Raw genomic sequence first — 20,814 nt, 5'->3', positions numbered from 1 at the left:
ATCTTTGTAGCCTAACACAACACAATGAGTTCCGAAATTTCTAAACGCTACAGCCAAAGAGGTGTATCTGCTTCAAAAGAAGATGTACACAATGCAATTAAAAATATTGATAAAGGTTTATTCCCAAAAGCTTTCTGCAAAATAGTGCCTGATTATTTAACCAACGATTCAGAGTATTGCTTAATTATGCATGCAGATGGAGCTGGTACAAAATCGTCTTTAGCCTATATGTATTGGAAAGAAACAGGTGATCTTTCTGTTTGGAAAGGTATTGCACAAGACGCATTAATCATGAATATTGATGATTTGTTATGTGTTGGTGCAACAGATAATATCATGTTGTCATCTACTATAGGAAGAAATAAAAACTTAATTCCAGGCGACGTTATTTCAGCAATAATAAATGGGACAGAAGAGCTAATAGAGGATTTAAAATCTTTTGGAGTAACCATACATAGTACAGGAGGAGAGACTGCAGATGTAGGAGACTTAGTCCGAACTATTATCGTAGACTCTACCGTAACAGCAAGAATAAAACGAACTGATGTTATAGATAATGCTAATATTAAAGCAGGAGATGTCATAGTTGGTCTAGAAAGTTTTGGTCAAGCAACTTACGAGAAAAGTTATAATGGAGGTATGGGAAGTAATGGTCTGACCTCTGCTAGACATGATGTTTTTAGTAAGTATTTGGCAGATAAATATCCTGAAAGTTTTGATGCGTCTGTACCAGAAGATTTAGTTTACTCAGGTCAAGTAAAGCTGACAGATAAGGTTGAAGATTCTCCAATAGATGCAGGTCAATTAGTGCTTTCGCCAACTAGAACATATGCACCTATCATAAAAGAAATATTATCTAAATATAATAATAAAGAAGTGCATGGTATGGTGCATTGTAGTGGAGGAGCGCAAACAAAAATCCTTCATTTTATAGATAATCTTCATATTGTAAAGGATAATTTGTTTCCTGTACCAACATTGTTCAAATTAATTCAAGAACAATCTAAGACAGATTGGAAAGAGATGTACCAAGTGTTTAACTGTGGACATAGGATGGAGCTATACGTATCGCCAGAAATTGCACAGTCTATTATCGAAATTTCAAAATCTTATAATGTTAATGCTCAGGTGATTGGAAGGGTAGAGGCTTCAGATGCTAAAAAGCTTACAATAGAAAGTCAATACGGAACGTTTGTTTATTAATTACAAATGAAAAATTAAAAGATATGAAAGGCTTTATCTTAATATGCTTAATGGTTTGTGTAAATAGTGTATTTGCCCAAACAGAACAGCCAGTAAATCCACAAAACCCAGAACAACCAGTAAAAGTTTTGGATACAGTAAAATGGAGACAATTAAATAAACTTGGGTTAGACATAAATGAAGTCACCTTTGTTAATTGGAATGCTGGAGGAGCAAATTCAATATCAGCATTATTAGCCATAAAATCTAGTTTAAGATATAAAAAAAATAACCTAATTTGGTTTAATGAAGTTAGAACTCGTTATGGTGTAAACAAACAAGAAAACCAACGTTTAAGAAAAACTGAAGACGAGTTAGAGCTAATTTCTACCTTAGGTTTTAGAAAAGATACTATTACTAATTGGTATTATTCCGGACGTTTTAATTTTAAAACTCAGTATGCTAATGGATATAACTATCCAAATAGGGATAATGCTATTTCTAGATTTATGGCACCTGGTTACTTGTTTGTTGGAGGCGGAGTGGAATACGGTAAAAACATCGAAAAATTATCATTTTATATGTCTCCATTAACCTTTAAAGCAACCTTTGTGTTAGATCAGGAATTAGCGGATAAAGGTACTTTTGGTGTAAGTCCTGCAATTTTTGATACATTAGGTAATAAAATAGTAGATGGAGAAAATGTAAGGACAGAAATGGGTGTTTTAGTTACAAATTCTTATGAGACTCAGGTTTTAGAAAATATTTATCTTAAAAATAGAGTAAGTTTATATACTGATTATTTAAATAGTTTTGGTAATATAGATGTAGACTGGGAAGTCGTCTTTGATTTTAAGGTTAATGATTTTGTAAAAGCAACCTTAGGATCGCACTTAAGATATGATAATGATGTTAAGATTATTGAAGAAACAGAGATAGAAGACGAATTTGCAGAAAAAGGAGCCTCAATACAATGGAAGCAACTTTTAGGTATTGGAGTGATAGTTGATTTTTAAAATTATAAAGACTTATTGAAAACTAAACAAGCTATAAAAATTTTCACATTAATTGTTGTTATTTTAAACATAGCATCGATAGTCTTTTTGGACTTTTTTAATAGCCAAATTGTTAGGCTTGTTTCAAGTTGTCTCTTTTTATTGTTATTTATTTTTTATAAAATAAAAGATAAAAATCTAATTGGTTTTATTTGTTTGTTGATTATCGCAGATGCTTTTGATTTGTACTATCTTCAACCATTTATAATTGAAACCTATTCGGTAATTAAAATGTTGGCATTTTCTTTATTATGTGTCAATTTATATAAAAAAATTTAAACATCAAAAGCTAGGTAAAACTATTACAGGTTTATTTGTAGTTGTTATCATTATTAACCTATTAATTGGTTATAAAGCAGTATCCGAAACATCAACATTATTGGATTATAGTCAGTTGTTGTCCATTCAATTATATTGGATTGTATGCGTTATTTCTGGTGCTTTAGCAGCTAAATATTATTTTTGTGACGACTCCAATAAAGCGGTTTATTTTGTTGGGTTTACATTTTTATTCATTTTTACAGATCTAAGTGGTTTTATAGCTAATTTTTTTGAAGCCTATGCTTTCTTTTTTATTGAAAGACTCTTGTACTATTTAGCCTTTATGTGCTTAGGGTATTATTTGTTTTTTGCTTCTGACTTAAATATTGAAAAGCCTTAATTTTTGATTTTATAAGACCAAATGTTTAGCATTTTAAAAAAGCAAATTTTAAATAAATGCTTTATTGTAAGCAAACAATATTAAAGTATTGCAAATTCATAAATTATCGTATTTTTGTTTCACAATTTTAGAAGAAGATGTTAGAGAAGTTACAAATAGTTAAGCAACGTTTTGATGAGGTTAGTGATTTAATCATTCAACCTGATGTTATTACAGATCAAAAACGTTATGTAGAACTAAATAAAGAGTATAAGGATTTACGTTTATTAATGGATAAGCGTGAGATATATATCGAGTTTACTGAAAATTTAAAAGAAGCTGAAGAAATTATTGCAGATGGTAGTGATGCCGAAATGGTAGACATGGCTAAGATGCAATATGACGAAGCTAAAGAGGCAATACCAAAACTAGAAGATGAGATCAGAGTATTATTAATACCTAAAGATCCTCAAGATTCTAAAAATGCAGTGGTTGAGCTTCGTGCTGGAACAGGTGGAGATGAAGCTAGTATTTTTGCAGGAGATTTATTTAGAATGTACACCAAATATTGCGAAAGCAGAGGATGGAAAGTAGATACTGTAGATTATAGCGAAGGTACAAATGGAGGTTTTAAAGAAATCCAATTTGAAGTTACTGGTGACGATGTTTACGGGACTTTAAAGTTTGAAGCTGGTGTGCATCGTGTACAACGTGTACCACAGACTGAAACTCAAGGACGTGTACATACAAGTGCAGCAACTGTAATGGTTTTTCCAGAAGCTGAAGAGTTTGATGTAGAGATTAACCCTAAAGAAGTTCGTGTAGATTTTTTCTGTTCTTCTGGACCAGGTGGTCAATCTGTAAACACAACATATTCTGCAGTACGTTTAACGCACATTCCAACAGGATTAGTAGCGCAATGTCAGGATCAAAAGTCACAACATAAAAACAAAGAGAAAGCTTTTAAGGTATTACGCTCGCGTTTATATGATATGGAGTTGGCTAAGAAAAACGAAGAAGATGCAGCCTTACGTGGTACGATGGTAACCTCTGGAGATAGAAGTGCTAAGATTAGAACCTACAACTACTCGCAAGGACGTGTTACGGATCACAGAATTGGTTTAACATTATACGATTTACAAAACATTGTAAATGGAGATATCCAAAAAATTATTGACGAATTACAATTAGCTGATAATACAGAAAAATTAAAAGCTAGTGACCAACATATTTAATAACAAGCCTCTTTATTGAGGCTTTTTTTATAACATGACAACACAACAACTATTAGAACAAATACACATCAAAAAATCCTTTTTATGTATTGGATTAGATGTCGATTTAAACAAAATTCCTAAACATCTATTACAAACCGAAGATCCCATTTTCGAGTTTAATAAAGCTATTATTGATGCAACACATCACTTATGTGTATCTTATAAGCCTAACACTGCATTTTACGAAGCTTATGGTTTAAAAGGATGGAAAGCATTACAAAAAACGATAAACTATCTTAACGATAAGCATCCAGAGATTTTTACAATAGCAGACGCTAAACGTGGTGATATTGGTAATACTAGTACAATGTATGCAAAAGCTTTTTTTGAAGACTTAGCGTTTGACAGTGTTACTGTTGCGCCATATATGGGAAAAGATTCGGTAGAGCCTTTTTTAGCTTTTAAAGACAAACACACTATTATGTTAGCGCTAACCTCTAATCAAGGTGCTTTTGATTTTCAAACTAAAACAGTAGATGGTAAAGAGCTGTACAAACAAGTACTAGAAACCTCTAAATCGTGGGTAAATGCTGAAAACCTAATGTACGTAGTTGGTGCAACTAAGGCTGAGTATTTTGCAGAAATTAGAAAAATAGTTCCAAATAGTTTTTTACTAGTTCCTGGTGTTGGCGCTCAAGGCGGAAACCTTCAAGACGTTTGTAAATACGGAATGAGTGATAATGTTGGTCTATTAATAAACTCGTCTAGAGGAATTATTTATGCATCAACAAACGAAGATTTTGCGCAAGCAGCAGCTAATAGTGCTAAAGATTTACAACAACAAATGGAAGTTATTTTAAATAATAAATAATTGAACGCTCCGTCATGCTGAATTTATTTCAGTATCACATTATTTAAGTAATAATAGTAATGTTGTGTCGTACAGTCAATCGTAATGTTGGACTTATTTCAATAAAAATAATACCGTCTTGTAACGTCATGTTGAAAGTGTTTCAGCATCTCATTATTAAAAATATTACGACAATTTTAAGCCATAATTAAATGACACTTACAGACCAAATAGGTAATACACTTAACATAGATGCTACACCAATACGCATCATCTCGTTAGTACCTTCTCAAACCGAATTATTGTACGATTTAGGTTTAGAGGATACTATTGTTGGACTTACTAAATTTTGTGTACATCCAGTACATTTGAAAGGAGACAAGCAAATTGTGGGAGGAACAAAGCAAATTAATCTTGAAAAAATTAAAGCATTAAAACCTGATATTATACTTTGTAATAAAGAAGAAAATACGCAAGATATCGTGTCAGCTTGTCAAACTATTTGTCTTGTACATGTTTCAGATATTGTAACTATAGTAGATTGCTTAGATTTAATAAAGCAATATGGTCAGCTTTTTAACAAACGTGCTAATGCTAAAAAGATTTGCGAAACTATTGAAACTAACTTAAAAGAATTTCAAATTTTTATAAAAGATAAAGCCAGTTTAAAAGCAGCCTATTTTATATGGAAAGATCCTTGGATGGTTGCTTCTAACGGAACATTTATAAATCATTTATTACAATTAAATAAATTTGAGAATATATACGCTAACCTAGATCGTTATCCAGAGGTCGATATAAAAGCAATGCAGCTAGAAGGCGATCCTGAGGTTATATTATTATCTAGTGAGCCTTATCCTTTTAAAGAGGCACATGCTTTAGAAGTTAGTAGTGCATCAAATAATGCAAAAGTTATTTTTGTGGATGGCGAATATTTTTCTTGGTATGGCTCTAGATTACTAAAAGCGTTTGATTATTTTAAAAAATTAAGAGACCATTTGTGATTGTTCTCTTGCTAGAAATTTTAATCTATTTAGCTTATTTAAAATCTTAATAGCTTTAAATGCAGATACGTCACTTTGTTCGTGGTCTGTTTGCCTTAAATTATAAGACTGTTCTATAAGCTGTTTGTATCGCTTATTAAGCTTATTTTGATGTTGTTTTAGTAAATTTAGTCTGTCCATGGTCTTAGGGGTTGGTAATTAGACATTTAAATTACTTTTTTTATTGATATAAACAAAATAATTAGCGATTTTTTGGCACAAAAAAAGAGCCCATTCTTAACCCTAAAAATAGACTCTATTTACTAACTAAACTAACTCTGCATCAAAAACGAAAGTGTGCTTTCTAATACAATGCAAATATCTAGCTTATATTTTGTTTCAATGTTAACTTAGTATTATTCTAAGTTTAATAAAAGGGTTAATCTTGTAAAGCAAATACTTTTTGTAATAAAGCAGTTGTTCTAGAGCCAACTTTGGTTCTAATTTCTTGCTCTTCAACAGCTATCATAGTGTAAACACCTTTTAAAGCTTCACCAGTAACATAATCTGTTAAATCTGGATTAACATTATTTGTAAAAGGGATAGCATTATATTTATTAATTAAGTTAGCCCAAATTTGGTCAGCACCAACTTTATCAAATGAGGCCTTAATAACTGGATTAAATTTGTCGTATAAAGCTGTTTGTGTTTTGCTACTTAAGTATTGCGTTGCAGCATCATTACTTCCTAATAAGATGTTTTTAGCATCAGTAAAAGTAATCTCTTTAACTGCATTAATAAAAATTGGTGTAGCCTCTCCAACAGCATCTTCTGCTGCTCTGTTTAATACTTTTAAACCTTCATCAGCAAGATTACTTAAGCCAATATCACGTAAAGCTTTATCAACTTTTTGTAATTCCTCTGGAAGTAAAATTTTAACTAATTCGTTTTTAAAAAAACCATCCGTTTGTGTCAATTTAGAGACCTGTTTGTCAATACCTAAGTCTAAAGCTTGTCTTAATCCTCCCGCAATATCTAAGTCGCTAACACCACCAGCTTGTGGTAATTGGTTAACAACTTGCTGTAATTCTGCGCAAGCAGTAAAATTTAGAATAATTAGTAAGGCTAATATTTTTTTCATGTTATATAATTTAAGGCACAAATATACCTATTAATAAGATGCGTTTTTAATACAAAAACTGCGTTTTATTTTAATTTTCTTTTTTTTAAGAATAAACACAAGGCTTGAAAGAACGAGATAAATGATTTTCACGAAAAAATAACAGTCTTATTATTCAACACCATTACTTTTCGTTTAAGATGAAGTTTTATAGCATTTGCTAGAACAATTTTTTCTAAATCACGTCCTTTTGCAATTAAATCTTCAATTGCGTGTGTATGTGATACTCTTGCAACATCTTGTTCAATAATCGGACCAGCATCTAAATCCTCTGTCACATAATGGCTTGTGGCTCCAATAATTTTCACACCACGTTTGTAGGCAGAATGGTAGGGTTTTGCACCAACAAAAGCTGGTAAAAAAGAGTGGTGTATATTAATAACCTTATTGGGATATTGACTTATTATTTTATTGGATACAATTTGCATATAGCGTGCCAAAACAACAAAATTAATACCATGTTTTTTACAAAGTTCTAATTGCTGGTCTTCTGCTTTGGCTTTAGTCTCTTTAGTAACTGGAATATGATAAAACGGTATATTAAAACTGTCTGCAATGGGTTTTAAAGTGTTGTGGTTACTAATTATAAACGGAATGTCTACGTCTAATTCTCCAGAGTTATAACGTCCTAATATATCATATAAACAATGGTCATATTTGGATACAAATAGTGCCATTTTTGGTTTTGTTTTGGCAGAGTAAATACGCCATTTCATTTTAAAACGATCGGCTAACTCATTTTTAAAAGTAACCTTAAAAGCTTCGATATTAAATGTGTTTTGTTCAAATTCGCTTTCCAAACGCATAAAAAATATGTTTTGTTCTCTATCAACATATTGGTCTATGTAAACAATGTTACCATTATTATTGGCAATAAAATTTGTAACACTTGCAATAATTCCTGATTGGTCATTACAATGTATTAGGATTGTTAATTTGTTCATTTTCAGTTGGTATTAGCAACTAAATTTACTGTAAATTTATCGGGATAATTATTTGTTTTTAACTTTTAGATAATTACGGATTATAGAGCAATATTTTTGAATATTCCGTAAATTGCAATCTCAAAACCCATTATATTTTAAGAATGACACAAGCAACACCATATAAACCAAAATATAAAGTTAGAATTGTAACAGCAGCAGCCTTATTTGATGGTCATGATGCGTCCATAAATATTATGCGTCGTATTATTCAATCTACAGGAGTTGAGGTAATTCATTTAGGACACGATAGAAGTGTGGACGAAGTGGTAAATACCGCAATTCAAGAAGATGCAAATGCTATTTGTTTAACCTCTTACCAAGGTGGTCATAACGAGTATTTTAAATACATGTATGACTTATTAAAAGAAAGAGGTGCAGAGCACATCAAGATTTTTGGTGGTGGTGGTGGTGTAATTTTACCTTCTGAAATTAAAGAATTAATGGATTATGGTATCGCACGTATTTACTCTCCAGATGATGGTCGTGCTATGGGATTACAAGGTATGATTAATGATTTGGTAGAACAATCAGATTTTGCTATTGGAGATGTTTTAAGTAACGAGTTGGATATGTTACCAACCAAAAATCCTAAAGCCATTGCTAGAGTGATTTCTTCTGCCGAAAACTTTCCGGAAGTAGCTAAAGCAACTTTAGATAAAATTCATGTTAAAAATAAAGATTCTAAAACACCAGTTTTAGGAATTACAGGAACAGGTGGAGCAGGTAAATCATCTTTAGTAGATGAATTAGTGCGTCGTTTTTTAATCGATTTCCCAGAAAAAACTATTGGTTTAGTGTCTGTTGACCCATCAAAGCGTAAAACAGGAGGAGCTCTTTTAGGTGATAGGATTAGGATGAATGCAATCAACTCGCCAAGAGTATACATGCGTAGTTTGGCTACACGTCAATCTAACTTAGCATTATCTAAATATGTAAACGAAGCAGTTCAGGTTTTAAAAGCTGCGGAATACGATTTAATTATATTAGAAACCTCTGGAATTGGACAATCTGATACAGAGATTATGGAACATTCTGACGTGGCTTTATACGTTATGACTCCAGAATTTGGTGCAGCAACACAATTAGAAAAAATCGATATGCTTGATTTTGCAGATTTGGTTGCCATTAATAAATTTGACAAACGTGGCTCTTTAGATGCGCTTCGTGATGTTAAAAAACAATACATGCGTAACAATAATCTTTGGGATATACCACAAGATCAGTTGCCAGTTTATGGTACTATTGCGTCGCAATTTAACGATCCAGGGATGAATACGCTTTACAAAGCCATCATGGACAAGTTAGTAGAAAAGACGGATTCGGTTTTAAAATCGACATTTGAAATTTCTCAGGAAATGAGCGAGAAAATTTTTGTAATTCCACCATCACGTACACGTTACTTGTCGGAAATTGCAGAAAGTAATCGTGCTTATGACAAAACAGCAAACACGCAAGTTGAGGTTGCGCAACGATTATACGGTATCTTTAAAACCATTGGTTCTGTAGGAGATGTCACTTTGAGCGCAGTCGAAAAGTCTTTTATAGGAAAGCAAGGACTTGATCAAGATGAGATCCTTAAACTAGTTCAGGATGACAAAAAGGATTTAATTAAAATGCTTATTGCTGAATTTGACAGAGTAAAATTAAACTTAGATCCATACAATTGGGAAGTAATTACAGGTTGGGATGAGAAAGTAAATAAGTACAAAAACCCAATTTATAGCTTTAAAGTAAGAGATAAAGAAATTAAAATAGAAACACATTCTGAGTCATTATCGCATTTACAAATTCCAAGAATAGCATTACCAAAGTATCAAGCTTGGGGAGATTTATTACGTTGGACATTGCAAGAAAATGTACCAGGAGAGTTTCCATATACTTCAGGATTATATCCATTTAAACGTACAGGAGAAGATCCAGCACGTATGTTTGCAGGAGAAGGTGGACCAGAACGTACCAACAGACGTTTTCACTATGTAAGTGCAGGTTTGCCAGCAAAACGTTTGTCTACCGCTTTTGATAGTGTAACACTTTACGGTAACGATCCAGATTTAAGACCAGATATTTACGGTAAAATTGGTAATGCAGGTGTTAGTATTTGTTGTTTAGATGATGCTAAAAAACTGTATTCAGGTTTTGATTTAGCAAACGTAATGACGTCGGTAAGTATGACCATTAATGGTCCTGCACCAATGTTATTAGGATTTTTTATGAATGCTGCCATAGACCAACAATGTGAATTTTACATTAAAGAAAACGGTCTTGAAAAAGAAGTAGAAGCTAAAATAGCTAAGATTTATAAAGATAAACAACGTCCATCTTATAATGGTGATTTACCAGAAGGAAACAATGGTTTAGGATTAATGTTGTTAGGTGTTACAGGAGACCTTGTATTACCAGCTGATGTTTATGCAGAGATTAAAAAGAATACCATTGCGCAAGTAAGAGGAACGGTTCAAGCAGATATTTTAAAAGAAGATCAAGCGCAAAACACGTGTATTTTCTCTACAGAATTTGCATTGCGTTTAATGGGAGATGTTCAAGAGTATTTTATCGAGAATAACGTCCGTAACTTTTATTCAGTATCGATTTCTGGATATCATATTGCAGAAGCAGGTGCAAACCCAATTACACAATTAGCGTTGACATTATCTAATGGTTTCACTTACGTGGAATATTATTTAAGTCGTGGTATGGACATCAATAAATTTGGTCCAAACTTGTCATTCTTTTTCTCAAACGGAATCGATCCAGAATATGCAGTAATTGGTCGTGTGGCACGTAAAATTTGGGCAAAAGCAATGAAGCACAAGTATGGTGCAAATGCAAGAGCACAAATGTTGAAATATCATATTCAAACGTCTGGACGTAGTTTACACGCTCAAGAAATTGACTTTAATGATATTCGTACAACACTTCAAGCATTATACGCTATTTACGATAACTGTAACTCATTACACACTAATGCATATGATGAGGCTATTACAACACCAACAGAAGAGTCGGTTAGACGTGCGATGGCTATTCAATTAATCATCAATAAAGAATTAGGATTAAATAAAAACGAAAACCCAATACAAGGGTCTTTTATTATCGAAGAATTAACTGATTTAGTTGAAGAAGCTGTGCTTTTAGAATTCGACAGAATTACAGAAAGAGGTGGAGTTCTTGGTGCAATGGAAACCATGTACCAACGTAGTAAAATACAAGAAGAAAGTTTATATTACGAAACGTTAAAGCATAACGGGAAATTCCCAATTGTTGGTGTAAATACTTTTTTAAGTAGTAAAGGATCGCCAACGGTTGTTCCTGCGGAAGTCATTAGAGCAACAGAAGAGGAAAAGCAATTCCAGATTAAAACGTTATCTAATCTTCATGAGGCAAATGACACAAAAGCATTGCTTAAGGATTTACAAGAACGAGCGATTAACAACGAAAATATTTTTGAAGCGTTAATGGATGTTTGTAAAGTCTGTAGTTTAGGTGAAATCACTTCAGCGTTGTTTGAAGTTGGAGGTCAGTATCGCAGAAACATGTAAGCAGAGACCCACTTTTTGTTTTCACGAAAAGTGAGTGAATCGCTTATCTCAAATTTATTATGGGATCTCATTATAGTTTTTGCTATTTAGAGCATAATAAAGAATATTAATACATAAAACAAAAAAGCGTTTCAATATGAAACGCTTTTTTATATTCAATAAAAAAAACATGTCAATTAAACACACCTTCAAAGCACAAGTAAAATGGACAATTAATGATGGTGAAAGTACAAGTAACCCAAGAACTTTTAGTAGAAATCATAAAGTAACCATTGCTAATAAAGTTTCGGATTTATCCGTGTCTGCAGCAAAACCATTTAGAGGAGATGACACGTTATACAATCCAGAAGATTTATTATTATCTGCTTTAGCATCCTGCCACATGATGTCTTATTTATACGTTTGCGCGCAAAACAATATAGAGGTAATAAGTTATTCAGATGATGCAGAAGGCGATTTGGAAGTGAATGCTTCAGGAAGTGGAAGTTTTAGAACAGTAAGATTAAAACCTGTTGTAACTATAAAAAATGAAACTCAAAAGGCGTTAGCGGAAAACCTTCATAGTAAAGCAAATCAATTATGTTTTATAGCAAACTCATGTAATTTCCCAATAACACATCTCGCTAAAATTGTAGTAAAATAATTTCATTTTAAAAAAAAGACTTCAAATTTGCATCTTTTTTTAATTAGTCACGTCTATTATATGAACCCATAAAAATAGATATTATGAAAAATATAAATTGTACTTGTGACTGTGACGGTTGCTCTAAAGGAAATTGTTTTAACTGCACATGTAACACGTGTACTTGCAATAACTGCAACTGTTAAGCATGACTTAAAAACAGTATTAATAACGCTAGTTTTGGTAACTTTATACTAAGATTAGCGTTTTTACATTACAATCGATATGGATACTAAAGACATTTGGAAATTACATGCAGACGATATCAAATATTTTATTTTAAGTAAAGTAAAAGACGAGGTAATCGCGGACGATTTATTGCAAGAAACTTTTATTAAAGTACATACTAAATTAAATACTTTAAAAGATGAAGGCAAGCTTAAATCGTGGCTTTTCTCCATTGCTAGGTATACCGTTTTGGACTACTTTAGAAGTAAAAAATTGGTGTATAAAACAACAGATGAAGATTTTATTTTTGAAGAACAAAAACTAGAACATACTGAAGTAGATTGCTTACATGGCATTATTAAAAGCTTGCCTAAAAAGTATCGTGATCCTTTGTTTTTAAGTGATATAAAAGGTTTAAAACAACAACAAATTGCAGACCAATTAAATTTAGCCTTACCTACTATAAAGTCACAAATCCAACGTGGTCGAAAAATGATTGCTCAAGGTTTTGTGGATTGTTGTGATTTTGTAATTAATGACCAAGGATTTTTGGTTGGTGAAGTTAAAGACAAAGCAGACTGTAAAATGTGTCATTAATTACTACCTTTGTAATCTACAGTTTACACTAATATTTACATATCATAATTACATAAATGTCTTTCAAAAAATACCATCCTTCATTAAAAGAAAATATTGAAAAAGCAGGATTTGAAACCACTAACAAGTTTCAAAAAGAAGTGATGCCTTTAATTAAGGCAGGAACAGATCTTTACGCAATAGGACCAAAAGGATGCGGTAAGACTACTGCTATGATTATTAGTACCATTCAAAAATTAGGAGCTGAAGCTTTTGAGGATTCGCCAAGAGCAGTAATTATAGCTAAAGACAAAAAAACGACCTTAGAATTAAAAGAACGTTTTGAAGCTTTTACTAAAAGAACAGATTTACGTATTTACTGTGCTTATGAAGAGCATGATTTAGAAAAACAACGTGAAGAGGTCTATTATGGTGTGGATATTTTGATTGCAACACCAAAACGTTTAAGTAAATTGTATCATTTAAATAGTCTGCATTTAGGAGAATTGAAGCTATTTGTTTTACATGATGCCGATTTTATTACTAGAAATAATTATCACAATTACATTTTAAGATTAAGCGAAAGCGCACCTAAAGCTAAGTTTGTGATTTTTTCTGAAACCTTTAATCCTAAAATTAAAGCTTTTCAAGACTCATTTATGTATAATGCAAGAGTAGTTGATTTTTCTTAAATAATTAAAGTGTCAACATCCAAGTTGTTTGCAATTTTCTAAATTTTCTAATCTCTCTTTTTAAAATTGGTAAGTAGTCTTTACCATTGCTGTTACAAGACTCTAGACGACTACAGTTTTTATACAACCTATTAGTTAAACGGTTTACGGATGCTATATGTCTGTGTTTTTTGTCACGACAATGCTCTAACTCTGCATTAATAATTTCTGGAGCTAAGGATACCGACTGTTGTACAATATCGCCTGATACATAAATGTTGGCATCTTCTTTACCATCATCGTATAAGTATGCTAAATCCTGATTTAAATAGCTAGAAATGCTTCTAGATAAAACAAAAATTTGCATAGCCTGCTTATATATAGGTAGTTCTGACAGATGAGAAGGAATTGGAGCCGACATTTTATATTTTAATTTTTATCAAAAATAACGACTTACCAGTATTTTTAACTTTCGATTTTAAAGTATTAGCGTATATTTACTTTAAAATTTAATATATTTTTAAAATATTATTTAAAAATGAGTATAGATAAATTGAATTGGAAAATTTTGAAATGTTTACAACAAAACGCTAGGCAGTCCAATGCTGCTATTGGTCGTCAGGTGGGAATAAGCTCACCTGCTGTATCAGAGCGGATAAAAAAAATGGAGGATTTAGGGATTATTCAAAATCATATCACTTTAATTTCTCCTTTTGAAGTCGGTTATCAGTTAAAAGCTTTAATTACTTTACAGGCGTTTATGGGTAAATTAAAACCGTTTTTAGAAAAAGTAAAAACCCTTGATGAGGTGGTTAATTGCTACAGGATTACCGGAAATGAAAATATAGTTATGGAAGTGGTTTTAAAAAACCACAAGCATTTAGAGGCTTTTATTGATCAATTAATTATTTATGGCGAATGTAAAACGCAAATAATTTTATCTCATGTAGTTAAAAATAATGCTATTAAGCCAGTTTAAATTCGCCAAGGTGGATTTTTTCTATGCTTTCCTGCTTTAAATAAAATAATGTTATTTCCGTCAGGATCTTTTAAATGCGCTTCTGTCCAAAGCCATGACTTGTCTTCAATATCAGATGTAAAAACTATCCCTTTTTGTTTCAGTTTAAAAACTAAATCTTTTAAATTTTCATCTTCAAAATATAGCACTGTATTATCACTAGGTTGCATATTTATATTTTGGTGTATAGAAAAAGTAGCGTCACCATCGGGACAGGTAAACCTAGCATATCTTGGTAGAGCGTCAACAATAAGTTGCAGTCCTAAAAGTTTATAAAATGTGACGGATCTGTCTAAATTTTTAGAGGATATGGTTACTTGGTTTAAATTCATTTAGATGATTTTTTTTCCTTTCATAAACTGTTTTAATAGGTATAATAAAAACATGCATAATCCTCCTAATAAGGTCATGATATACCAAGTGTTATCAAAACCAACACGTTCAACAAGTTCCATACCTGTTTTGTGACCAAAGATATGTGCAAAAGAAAATGCTATCGAGTATAATGCCATATATTCGCCTTGATTTCCTTTTTTAGCTTGTTGCAAGGCAAATGCATTCGCAAACGGAAAGGCTATCATTTCGCCAATGGTCATTAAAAACATACCAAAAATTAAAATTCCTGACCAACTAGAAAAGTTAAGTATTAAAAAGCTAGTGGCAGTTAAAAAGGCGCCAAATAGGATTAGTGACGTTTTTGCAAAACGTGTGTTTTCCAAATATTTAATTAATGGCATTTCTAATAAAAAAATAAAAAAACCATTGGCACCTAGTAATAATCCAATTTGCAGCTCGCTTAAATGATGCTCTGATCTGTAATATAATGGCATTGTAGAAAAATATTGCAAGAATATAAAACCAAATAAAAATAAAGCAAACAAAAAGATAATAAAGGGTTTGTCTTTATAAGCAGAGTATGGGTTGTCTACTTTGATTTGGTCTTGTACACGTGCCTTTTTAGGATTTAATACATTAATTAAAACGAATGTAGCCGCAATACAAGTAATGCCATCAACCCAAAATAGTCCTCCATAACCCAACCCAACAATAATTAAACCACCAATTGCAGGTCCTGCTGAAAACCCTAGGTTAATCGCTAATCTAATTAAAGTAACGCTTCTAGTTTTGTTTTCTGGTTTGCTGTAAGCGCTTAAAGCAACAAACATAGCAGGTCTAAACATGTCTGCCACTATCATTAACGCAAAAATACCCAATGATAATGTGTAAATGGTTTTAAGGTATTGCAAACCAATAAACATAAAGCCTGATATAAATAGGCTAAATACCATAATTTTGTAGTAACCAATCTTGTCTGTTAGTTTACCTCCTAACCAAGATCCAAAAACAGATCCAAGCCCAAAAGCAGTCATTACTGTACCAACGTTAGATAGGGTAAATCCTAAATCTTCTGTTAGGTATAAAGATAAAAATGGGATTACCATTGTACCTGCTCTGTTAATTAGCGTAATTAACGATAGCCACCATACTTCTTTTGATAGTCCATCAAAAGTGTTTATGTAGTTGTTAAATAGTTTTTTCATGGTTTGGTTGTTGTTATAAATGTAAAAAGTCCAACGGTTAAGTTGGACTTTTTTGTATTGAATAAATTGATATTTACATCATCATAACATATTACAGCGCCAACTACCTGTGTTTGTACAAGAGGTTTGTTTAGATAAATATGTAATGACTAATTTCATTTTTAATAAATTATTAGACCAAAGCTAAACAAAATTTTGAATAAGTTGTATTTTTGAATTGAATTTTTAAAGTATTCATATTTAATATAGTAACGCATGAGATATATTATATTGTTATTTGTAATAATCACAAATTTAAGTTGTGCGCAAGATAAATTACCATTATTAGGAGATACAGATTACCAACGACAGATGAATGCAGATTTTAAAGATGCAGCCAAGTCACCTTTAACAGATAGAGATCGTAAAGTATTTAGAAGTCTAGATTTTTTTAAATTTGATACTATTTATATGGTTAATGCAGATTTTAAACGTACACCTAATGAAACGCCTTTTAAAATGAAAACCACCACAGATAGAGAAGTAGATTATATTAAATATGGCGAAGCTACTTTTACTATTAAAGATAAACTGTTAAAGTTAAATGTTTATCAAGATTTAGACATGGCTATAGACGTAGGTCAAGAGGAGGCTTTGTTTTTACCTTTTATGGATAATACTAATGGTGTTGAAAGCTATAAAGGTGGACGCTACATAGAGGTTAAATTGCCTAAAGATGACAAAATATTTATAGATTTTAATAAAGCTTATAATCCTTATTGCGCTTATAATAAAAAGTACTCTTGTCCGATTGTTCCTTCTGAAAATATTTTATATGTACGTATTGAAGCAGGTGTAAAAAAATATACCAAAACGTAAACTAAAATTGTTTAGCTAACCACATTCCTAAAAAAACTGCTAAAAAACCAAGAATAAAACTAGTGATTGTGTATAACGCAAAACTGGTAAAATCTCCAGATTTTAAAAACACATGGTTTTCATAAGCAAAAGTAGAAAAGGTTGTAAATCCACCACAAAAACCAGTAGCTAGTAACAATGTTTGGTTGTTACTAAGTGTATTATTTTTTAAAGCTAAACCTAATATTATACCTATAAGTAAACTCCCTAATACATTGGCTAAAAAGGTTCCGTAAGGTATTCCGTTGTTTGTATTATTTAGCGCTTTTCCAATAATATAGCGTAGGACACTACCAAAACCACCACCTACAAAAACTAAAACAAGTTGTTTCATTTAATGATTTAAAGTTGTGTTGTTTTCTAACACTATTGGTAAATAAATTTCAGTAATCCAATCCGCAGGATTAGGCGTATTGCTTGGGTCTGTCACATATACTTCTAGCGCAACACCAGTTTTATCAGGTACTAAATTAATGTCTGTTTGATATTTCATAGCAGTATTCCAAGCTTCTTCAAGATGCGTGTAATTTCCTTTTAAAGTTGTTTTTAAGGCATCAAAAGGTTCTAATTGTCCAGTTAAAATTTCGCTATCAGTTGTAATAACCCTATCACTAGTTGGCATAGCACAAGAAAAAATGACTGCATTATTTTCTAAATCCCATTTATGATATATAATAAAAGGAGCTCCTGAAGGCTTAATATTGTTGTCAGTAAGGTATTGTTTAACTTCAGGAAGCATTTGCTGCATTTTAACTTTAAAATTTTCAATTTTACTAGAAGTGGTATTATAAAGGTAAAAACCACCACTATGTTGTGTTACACCATTTACTTTAATATTATAAATCGTCATGCTTTTTACCACCTTTTGGTCTAAAAGCTCTAAGCTTCTGTCGTAGTATGGTCCAATTTTACTATCCATGCCACCTGTAAAAGCAGCATAAGCTTTAAAACCAAAAGGTAAATCTTTACCAGAAATGGTCCATTTTACATCAGTACTACCATCTGCATTTGGCATAAAAGTCCAAACAACGTCAGAACTTGGGTAATCAGCAAACTGCATGGTTTGTGTAATGGATTTATTAGGATTGGTATCTATAGTGCGCATGGTACCTGTTTCACCATTATCAATCCAAGAGTAAGAACCATCAATACCTTTTGTTTGTTCTGGATAATTAATAGTCATTTCTGGTTTTTCTTCTGTCCAAGCATTCCAATCTTCCCAGTTTTTAAAATCTATCACTTCATTATATATTAAACTAGCAGGTGCTTGAATAGTTCTAGTTCTTGATACACTAAAATCATTAGGTTGTACTGCAATATAAATAGCTATAGCTATGATTGCAATAAGCAATAAAAATAAAAGGTATTTTAAGTATTTCATTCTTAAAAATTAAATGGTTGTTATTTCAAAGATAATCAATTTACAATTTGTTAAATTCTTATCTTTAAAGACTTTTAAAAAACTATTTAATTATGAAATTAAAATCAATATTAAGTGCTGCATTTGTTGCGACACTATTATGGTCTTGTGGTAATGACAAAGCAGAAAAGCCAACTACCCAAGAGGAACCTAAAGTAGAAACTGCTTTTAACTTTAATGTAGAAGAATTTGCAGATATTAAAATACTACGCTATCAAATTCCGGGTTGGGAAAAACTAACCTTAAAGGAACAAAAATTAGTGTACTACTTAACACAAGCTGGTTTGGCAGGTCGTGATATAATGTGGGACCAAAATTACAGACACAATTTAAAAATTAGAAAAGCATTAGAAAACGTGTATACCAATTATAATGGTGATAAAACATCAGATAATTGGAAGGCATTTGAGGCTTACCTTAAGCGTGTGTGGTTTAGTAATGGTATACATCATCATTATTCTAACGATAAACTTAAACCAGAATTTTCTCAAGAGTATCTAAAGGAAATTATGTCAGCAACAAACACAACATTAGCAGGAGAAGCTTTTGATGTAATTTTTAACGACCAAGATGCTAAAAAAGTTAATCAAGCAAAAGGAGTTGATAATGTCTTAGAAAGTGCAGTTAATTTTTATGGACCAAATGTAACTAATGCAGATGTAGAAGCCTTTTACAAAAAAATGAAATCTCCAAATCCAGACAAACCATTATCATACGGATTAAATTCACAATTAGTAAAAGAAGATGGTGTTTTAAAAGAACGTGTTTATAAATCAGGTGGTTTATATGGTTCGGCAATTGATCAAATTGTAAAATGGTTAGAATTAGCAAAAGGAGTAGCTGAAAACCAAGAGCAAGCTACAGCCTTAGGACTTTTAATTAGATATTATAACACAGGAGATTTACAAACTTGGGATAATTATAATGTGGCTTGGACAGCAGCAACAGCTGGTAATGTAGATTATATTAACAGTTTTATTGAAGTTTATAATGACCCATTAGGTTATAGAGGGTCTTATGAAACTATAGTACAAATCAACGATTTTGATATGTCTCAAAAAATGGCTGTTTTATCTGAAAACGCACAATGGTTTGAAGATAATTCACCTTTAATGCAAGAACATAAAAAAGAGAATGTGGTTGGTGTAACGTATAAAGTTGTAAACGTTGCAGGAGAAGCTGGAGATGCCTCACCAAGCACACCAATTGGTGTAAACTTACCAAATGCAAACTGGATTCGTGCAGCAGTTGGAAGTAAGTCAGTATCCTTAGGTAACATCATTCACGCGTATAATAATGCAGGAAGTACAGGTCGTTTAAAAGAGTTTGTAAACGATGACCAAGAGTATGAGTTAGAAGAAAAACATGGTCAAATAGCAGATAAATTACACACTGCTTTACATGAAGTTATTGGACACGCGTCAGGACAATTAAATCCAGGTGTTGGAGAAACTAAAGAAACCCTTAAAAACTATGCTTCAACTTTGGAAGAAGGTCGTGCAGATTTAGTAGGATTATACTATTTATACAATCCTAAATTACAAGAATTAGGATTAGTTGACGACTGGAAAAGTGTTGGTATGGCTGCTTACGATGGGTACATACGTAATGGTTTAATGTCCCAATTAATAAGACTTAATTTAGGAGATGATGTAGAAGAAGCACACATGCGTAACAGACAATGGGTAAGTACTTGGGTATTTGAAAAAGGTCAAGCAGACAATGTTATTGAAAAAATAACAAGAGACGGAAAAACCTATTTTAATATTAATGACTACGATAAGCTACATGACTTATTTGGGCAATTACTGCGCGAAACACAACGTATTAAATCTGAAGGAGATTATAAAGCGGTTGAGGATTTAGTAGAAGGTTATGGAGTAAAAGTTGATCAAGCAATACATGCCGAGGTTTTGGAACGTAACAAACAATTTACATCGCCTCCTTATAGCGGATTTGTAAACCCAGTTTTAGTACCAGAAACTAATGACGCTGGAGAGATTACTGCTATTAACGTAACACAACCAGAAAGTTTTGATGGTCAAATGTTATTTTACAGTAAAAACTACAACTTCCTGCCAGAAGAAAATTAAAATTATAACGCTTTCGCGGAAATTAAAAAGCCTTAATCTAATTTAGATTAAGGCTTTTTTTATATTATAATTAGAAGATGTATTTTACTTGAAAATCACTTTAATAGCGACAATCA

Annotated in this window: 21 protein-coding genes; 13 read left to right on the top strand and 8 right to left on the bottom strand. The window is 31.9% G+C overall.

The features are described from left to right. The first annotated feature begins 24 nt into the window (after window positions 1-24). The 6 genes from JM82_RS01350 (at window position 25) to JM82_RS01325 (ending at window position 5,948) form a co-directional block, all read left to right on the top strand. Window positions 25-1,203, top strand: coding sequence for an AIR synthase related protein (locus JM82_RS01350; RefSeq protein ID WP_145000530.1), 1,179 nt, complete (start codon window positions 25-27; stop codon window positions 1,201-1,203). A gap of 23 nt (window positions 1,204-1,226) precedes the next feature. Continuing rightward, window positions 1,227-2,198, top strand: coding sequence for a DUF3078 domain-containing protein (locus JM82_RS01345; protein ID WP_145000528.1), 972 nt, complete (start codon window positions 1,227-1,229; stop codon window positions 2,196-2,198). 292 nt (window positions 2,199-2,490) lie between these two features. Further along, entirely contained in the window at window positions 2,491-2,898 is a 408-nt protein-coding gene (locus JM82_RS01340) for a hypothetical protein (RefSeq protein ID WP_145000526.1), read from the top strand. Window positions 2,899-3,035: 137 nt separating this feature from the next. Beyond that, a complete protein-coding gene (gene prfA / locus JM82_RS01335; protein WP_145000524.1) occupies window positions 3,036-4,112 on the top strand; it encodes a peptide chain release factor 1 in 1,077 nt (358 codons plus the stop codon). Window positions 4,113-4,146: 34 nt separating this feature from the next. Further along, complete coding sequence (gene pyrF / locus JM82_RS01330) at window positions 4,147-4,965, top strand: orotidine-5'-phosphate decarboxylase (RefSeq protein ID WP_145000522.1); 819 nt, start codon at window positions 4,147-4,149, stop codon at window positions 4,963-4,965. A 191-nt stretch (window positions 4,966-5,156) separates the two neighbouring features. Continuing rightward, a complete protein-coding gene (locus JM82_RS01325) occupies window positions 5,157-5,948 on the top strand; it encodes an ABC transporter substrate-binding protein (RefSeq protein ID WP_145000520.1) in 792 nt (263 codons plus the stop codon). Here JM82_RS01325 and JM82_RS01320 read toward each other — a convergent pair. From JM82_RS01320 to purU, 3 genes are all read right to left on the bottom strand, one after another. Beyond that, entirely contained in the window at window positions 5,931-6,128 is a 198-nt protein-coding gene (locus JM82_RS01320; protein WP_145000518.1) for a Lacal_2735 family protein, read from the bottom strand. The genes JM82_RS01325 and JM82_RS01320 overlap by 18 nt on opposite strands. A 238-nt stretch (window positions 6,129-6,366) precedes the next feature. Then, window positions 6,367-7,068 carry a DUF4197 domain-containing protein gene (locus JM82_RS01315; protein WP_145000517.1) on the bottom strand — a complete coding sequence of 234 codons (702 nt, stop codon included), beginning with the start codon at window positions 7,066-7,068 and terminating at the stop codon, window positions 6,367-6,369. 128 nt (window positions 7,069-7,196) lie between these two features. Then, entirely contained in the window at window positions 7,197-8,051 is an 855-nt protein-coding gene (gene purU / locus JM82_RS01310) for a formyltetrahydrofolate deformylase (RefSeq protein ID WP_145000515.1), read from the bottom strand. A 143-nt stretch (window positions 8,052-8,194) separates the two neighbouring features. Here purU and JM82_RS01305 point away from each other — a divergent pair, with 143 nt between their 5' ends. The 4 genes from JM82_RS01305 (at window position 8,195) to JM82_RS01290 (ending at window position 13,750) form a co-directional block, all read left to right on the top strand. Continuing rightward, the gene (locus tag JM82_RS01305; protein WP_145000513.1) at window positions 8,195-11,632 is read left to right on the top strand and encodes a methylmalonyl-CoA mutase family protein; all 3,438 of its coding nucleotides are present in this window, start codon (window positions 8,195-8,197) and stop codon (window positions 11,630-11,632) included. A gap of 169 nt (window positions 11,633-11,801) precedes the next feature. Further along, complete coding sequence (locus tag JM82_RS01300; RefSeq protein ID WP_145000511.1) at window positions 11,802-12,275, top strand: OsmC family protein; 474 nt, start codon at window positions 11,802-11,804, stop codon at window positions 12,273-12,275. A gap of 264 nt (window positions 12,276-12,539) precedes the next feature. Next, complete coding sequence (locus JM82_RS01295; RefSeq protein ID WP_145000509.1) at window positions 12,540-13,079, top strand: sigma-70 family RNA polymerase sigma factor; 540 nt, start codon at window positions 12,540-12,542, stop codon at window positions 13,077-13,079. Window positions 13,080-13,135: 56 nt separating this feature from the next. Continuing rightward, window positions 13,136-13,750: a DEAD/DEAH box helicase gene (locus tag JM82_RS01290; RefSeq protein WP_145000507.1), complete on the top strand. Its 615-nt coding sequence runs from the start codon at window positions 13,136-13,138 to the stop codon at window positions 13,748-13,750. A gap of 4 nt (window positions 13,751-13,754) precedes the next feature. On the opposite strand, the gene JM82_RS01285 is transcribed toward JM82_RS01290, so the two are convergent. Beyond that, window positions 13,755-14,150, bottom strand: a complete 396-nt coding sequence (locus tag JM82_RS01285; protein ID WP_145000505.1) for a hypothetical protein — start codon at window positions 14,148-14,150, stop codon at window positions 13,755-13,757. A 117-nt stretch (window positions 14,151-14,267) separates the two neighbouring features. Here JM82_RS01285 and JM82_RS01280 point away from each other — a divergent pair, with 117 nt between their 5' ends. Next, window positions 14,268-14,708 carry an Lrp/AsnC family transcriptional regulator gene (locus JM82_RS01280; protein WP_099570378.1) on the top strand — a complete coding sequence of 147 codons (441 nt, stop codon included), beginning with the start codon at window positions 14,268-14,270 and terminating at the stop codon, window positions 14,706-14,708. Here JM82_RS01280 and JM82_RS01275 read toward each other — a convergent pair. Both JM82_RS01275 and JM82_RS01270 read right to left on the bottom strand, forming a co-directional pair. After that, entirely contained in the window at window positions 14,705-15,079 is a 375-nt protein-coding gene (locus tag JM82_RS01275) for a VOC family protein (protein ID WP_145000503.1), read from the bottom strand. The two genes, JM82_RS01280 and JM82_RS01275, sit on opposite strands and share 4 nt — an antisense overlap. Continuing rightward, window positions 15,080-16,288: an MDR family MFS transporter gene (locus tag JM82_RS01270; RefSeq protein WP_145000502.1), complete on the bottom strand. Its 1,209-nt coding sequence runs from the start codon at window positions 16,286-16,288 to the stop codon at window positions 15,080-15,082. Between the two features lie 255 nt (window positions 16,289-16,543). Here JM82_RS01270 and JM82_RS01265 point away from each other — a divergent pair, with 255 nt between their 5' ends. Continuing rightward, the gene (locus JM82_RS01265; RefSeq protein WP_145000500.1) at window positions 16,544-17,146 is read left to right on the top strand and encodes a DUF1684 domain-containing protein; all 603 of its coding nucleotides are present in this window, start codon (window positions 16,544-16,546) and stop codon (window positions 17,144-17,146) included. Window position 17,147: 1 nt separating this feature from the next. On the opposite strand, the gene crcB is transcribed toward JM82_RS01265, so the two are convergent. Continuing rightward, entirely contained in the window at window positions 17,148-17,519 is a 372-nt protein-coding gene (gene crcB / locus JM82_RS01260; protein WP_145000498.1) for a fluoride efflux transporter CrcB, read from the bottom strand. Further along, window positions 17,520-18,566, bottom strand: coding sequence for an SRPBCC family protein (locus tag JM82_RS01255; protein WP_145000496.1), 1,047 nt, complete (start codon window positions 18,564-18,566; stop codon window positions 17,520-17,522). It lies immediately after the preceding gene. A gap of 92 nt (window positions 18,567-18,658) precedes the next feature. On the opposite strand from JM82_RS01255, the gene JM82_RS01250 reads away from it, so the two are divergent. Continuing rightward, window positions 18,659-20,698 (top strand): dipeptidyl-peptidase 3 family protein, encoded by a 2,040-nt coding sequence (locus JM82_RS01250; RefSeq protein ID WP_145000494.1) that lies wholly within the window; start codon window positions 18,659-18,661, stop codon window positions 20,696-20,698. Window positions 20,699-20,814: the final 116 nt, after the last annotated feature.

It is taken from the genome of Olleya sp. Hel_I_94, from assembly GCF_007827365.1.
Taxonomy (GTDB): domain Bacteria; phylum Bacteroidota; class Bacteroidia; order Flavobacteriales; family Flavobacteriaceae; genus Olleya.
The sequence above is the reverse complement of the archived record's forward strand: the minus strand, read 5'-3'. Positions and strand labels throughout refer to the sequence as shown.

What these genes read in the sequence shown, in the direction of transcription:
- JM82_RS01350 (WP_145000530.1), top strand. Translation starts at nt 25, where the DNA reads ATGAGTTCCGAAATTTCTAAACGCTACAGCCAAAGAGGTGTATCTGCT.
- JM82_RS01345 (WP_145000528.1), top strand. Translation starts at nt 1,227, where the DNA reads ATGAAAGGCTTTATCTTAATATGCTTAATGGTTTGTGTAAATAGTGTA.
- prfA (WP_145000524.1), top strand. Translation starts at nt 3,036, where the DNA reads ATGTTAGAGAAGTTACAAATAGTTAAGCAACGTTTTGATGAGGTTAGT.
- pyrF (WP_145000522.1), top strand. Translation starts at nt 4,147, where the DNA reads ATGACAACACAACAACTATTAGAACAAATACACATCAAAAAATCCTTT.
- JM82_RS01325 (WP_145000520.1), top strand. Translation starts at nt 5,157, where the DNA reads ATGACACTTACAGACCAAATAGGTAATACACTTAACATAGATGCTACA.
- JM82_RS01320 (WP_145000518.1), bottom strand. Translation starts at nt 6,128, where the DNA reads ATGGACAGACTAAATTTACTAAAACAACATCAAAATAAGCTTAATAAG.
- JM82_RS01315 (WP_145000517.1), bottom strand. Translation starts at nt 7,068, where the DNA reads ATGAAAAAAATATTAGCCTTACTAATTATTCTAAATTTTACTGCTTGC.
- purU (WP_145000515.1), bottom strand. Translation starts at nt 8,051, where the DNA reads ATGAACAAATTAACAATCCTAATACATTGTAATGACCAATCAGGAATT.
- JM82_RS01305 (WP_145000513.1), top strand. Translation starts at nt 8,195, where the DNA reads ATGACACAAGCAACACCATATAAACCAAAATATAAAGTTAGAATTGTA.
- JM82_RS01300 (WP_145000511.1), top strand. Translation starts at nt 11,802, where the DNA reads ATGTCAATTAAACACACCTTCAAAGCACAAGTAAAATGGACAATTAAT.
- JM82_RS01295 (WP_145000509.1), top strand. Translation starts at nt 12,540, where the DNA reads ATGGATACTAAAGACATTTGGAAATTACATGCAGACGATATCAAATAT.
- JM82_RS01290 (WP_145000507.1), top strand. Translation starts at nt 13,136, where the DNA reads ATGTCTTTCAAAAAATACCATCCTTCATTAAAAGAAAATATTGAAAAA.
- JM82_RS01285 (WP_145000505.1), bottom strand. Translation starts at nt 14,150, where the DNA reads ATGTCGGCTCCAATTCCTTCTCATCTGTCAGAACTACCTATATATAAG.
- JM82_RS01280 (WP_099570378.1), top strand. Translation starts at nt 14,268, where the DNA reads ATGAGTATAGATAAATTGAATTGGAAAATTTTGAAATGTTTACAACAA.
- JM82_RS01275 (WP_145000503.1), bottom strand. Translation starts at nt 15,079, where the DNA reads ATGAATTTAAACCAAGTAACCATATCCTCTAAAAATTTAGACAGATCC.
- JM82_RS01270 (WP_145000502.1), bottom strand. Translation starts at nt 16,288, where the DNA reads ATGAAAAAACTATTTAACAACTACATAAACACTTTTGATGGACTATCA.
- JM82_RS01265 (WP_145000500.1), top strand. Translation starts at nt 16,544, where the DNA reads ATGAGATATATTATATTGTTATTTGTAATAATCACAAATTTAAGTTGT.
- crcB (WP_145000498.1), bottom strand. Translation starts at nt 17,519, where the DNA reads ATGAAACAACTTGTTTTAGTTTTTGTAGGTGGTGGTTTTGGTAGTGTC.
- JM82_RS01255 (WP_145000496.1), bottom strand. Translation starts at nt 18,566, where the DNA reads ATGAAATACTTAAAATACCTTTTATTTTTATTGCTTATTGCAATCATA.
- JM82_RS01250 (WP_145000494.1), top strand. Translation starts at nt 18,659, where the DNA reads ATGAAATTAAAATCAATATTAAGTGCTGCATTTGTTGCGACACTATTA.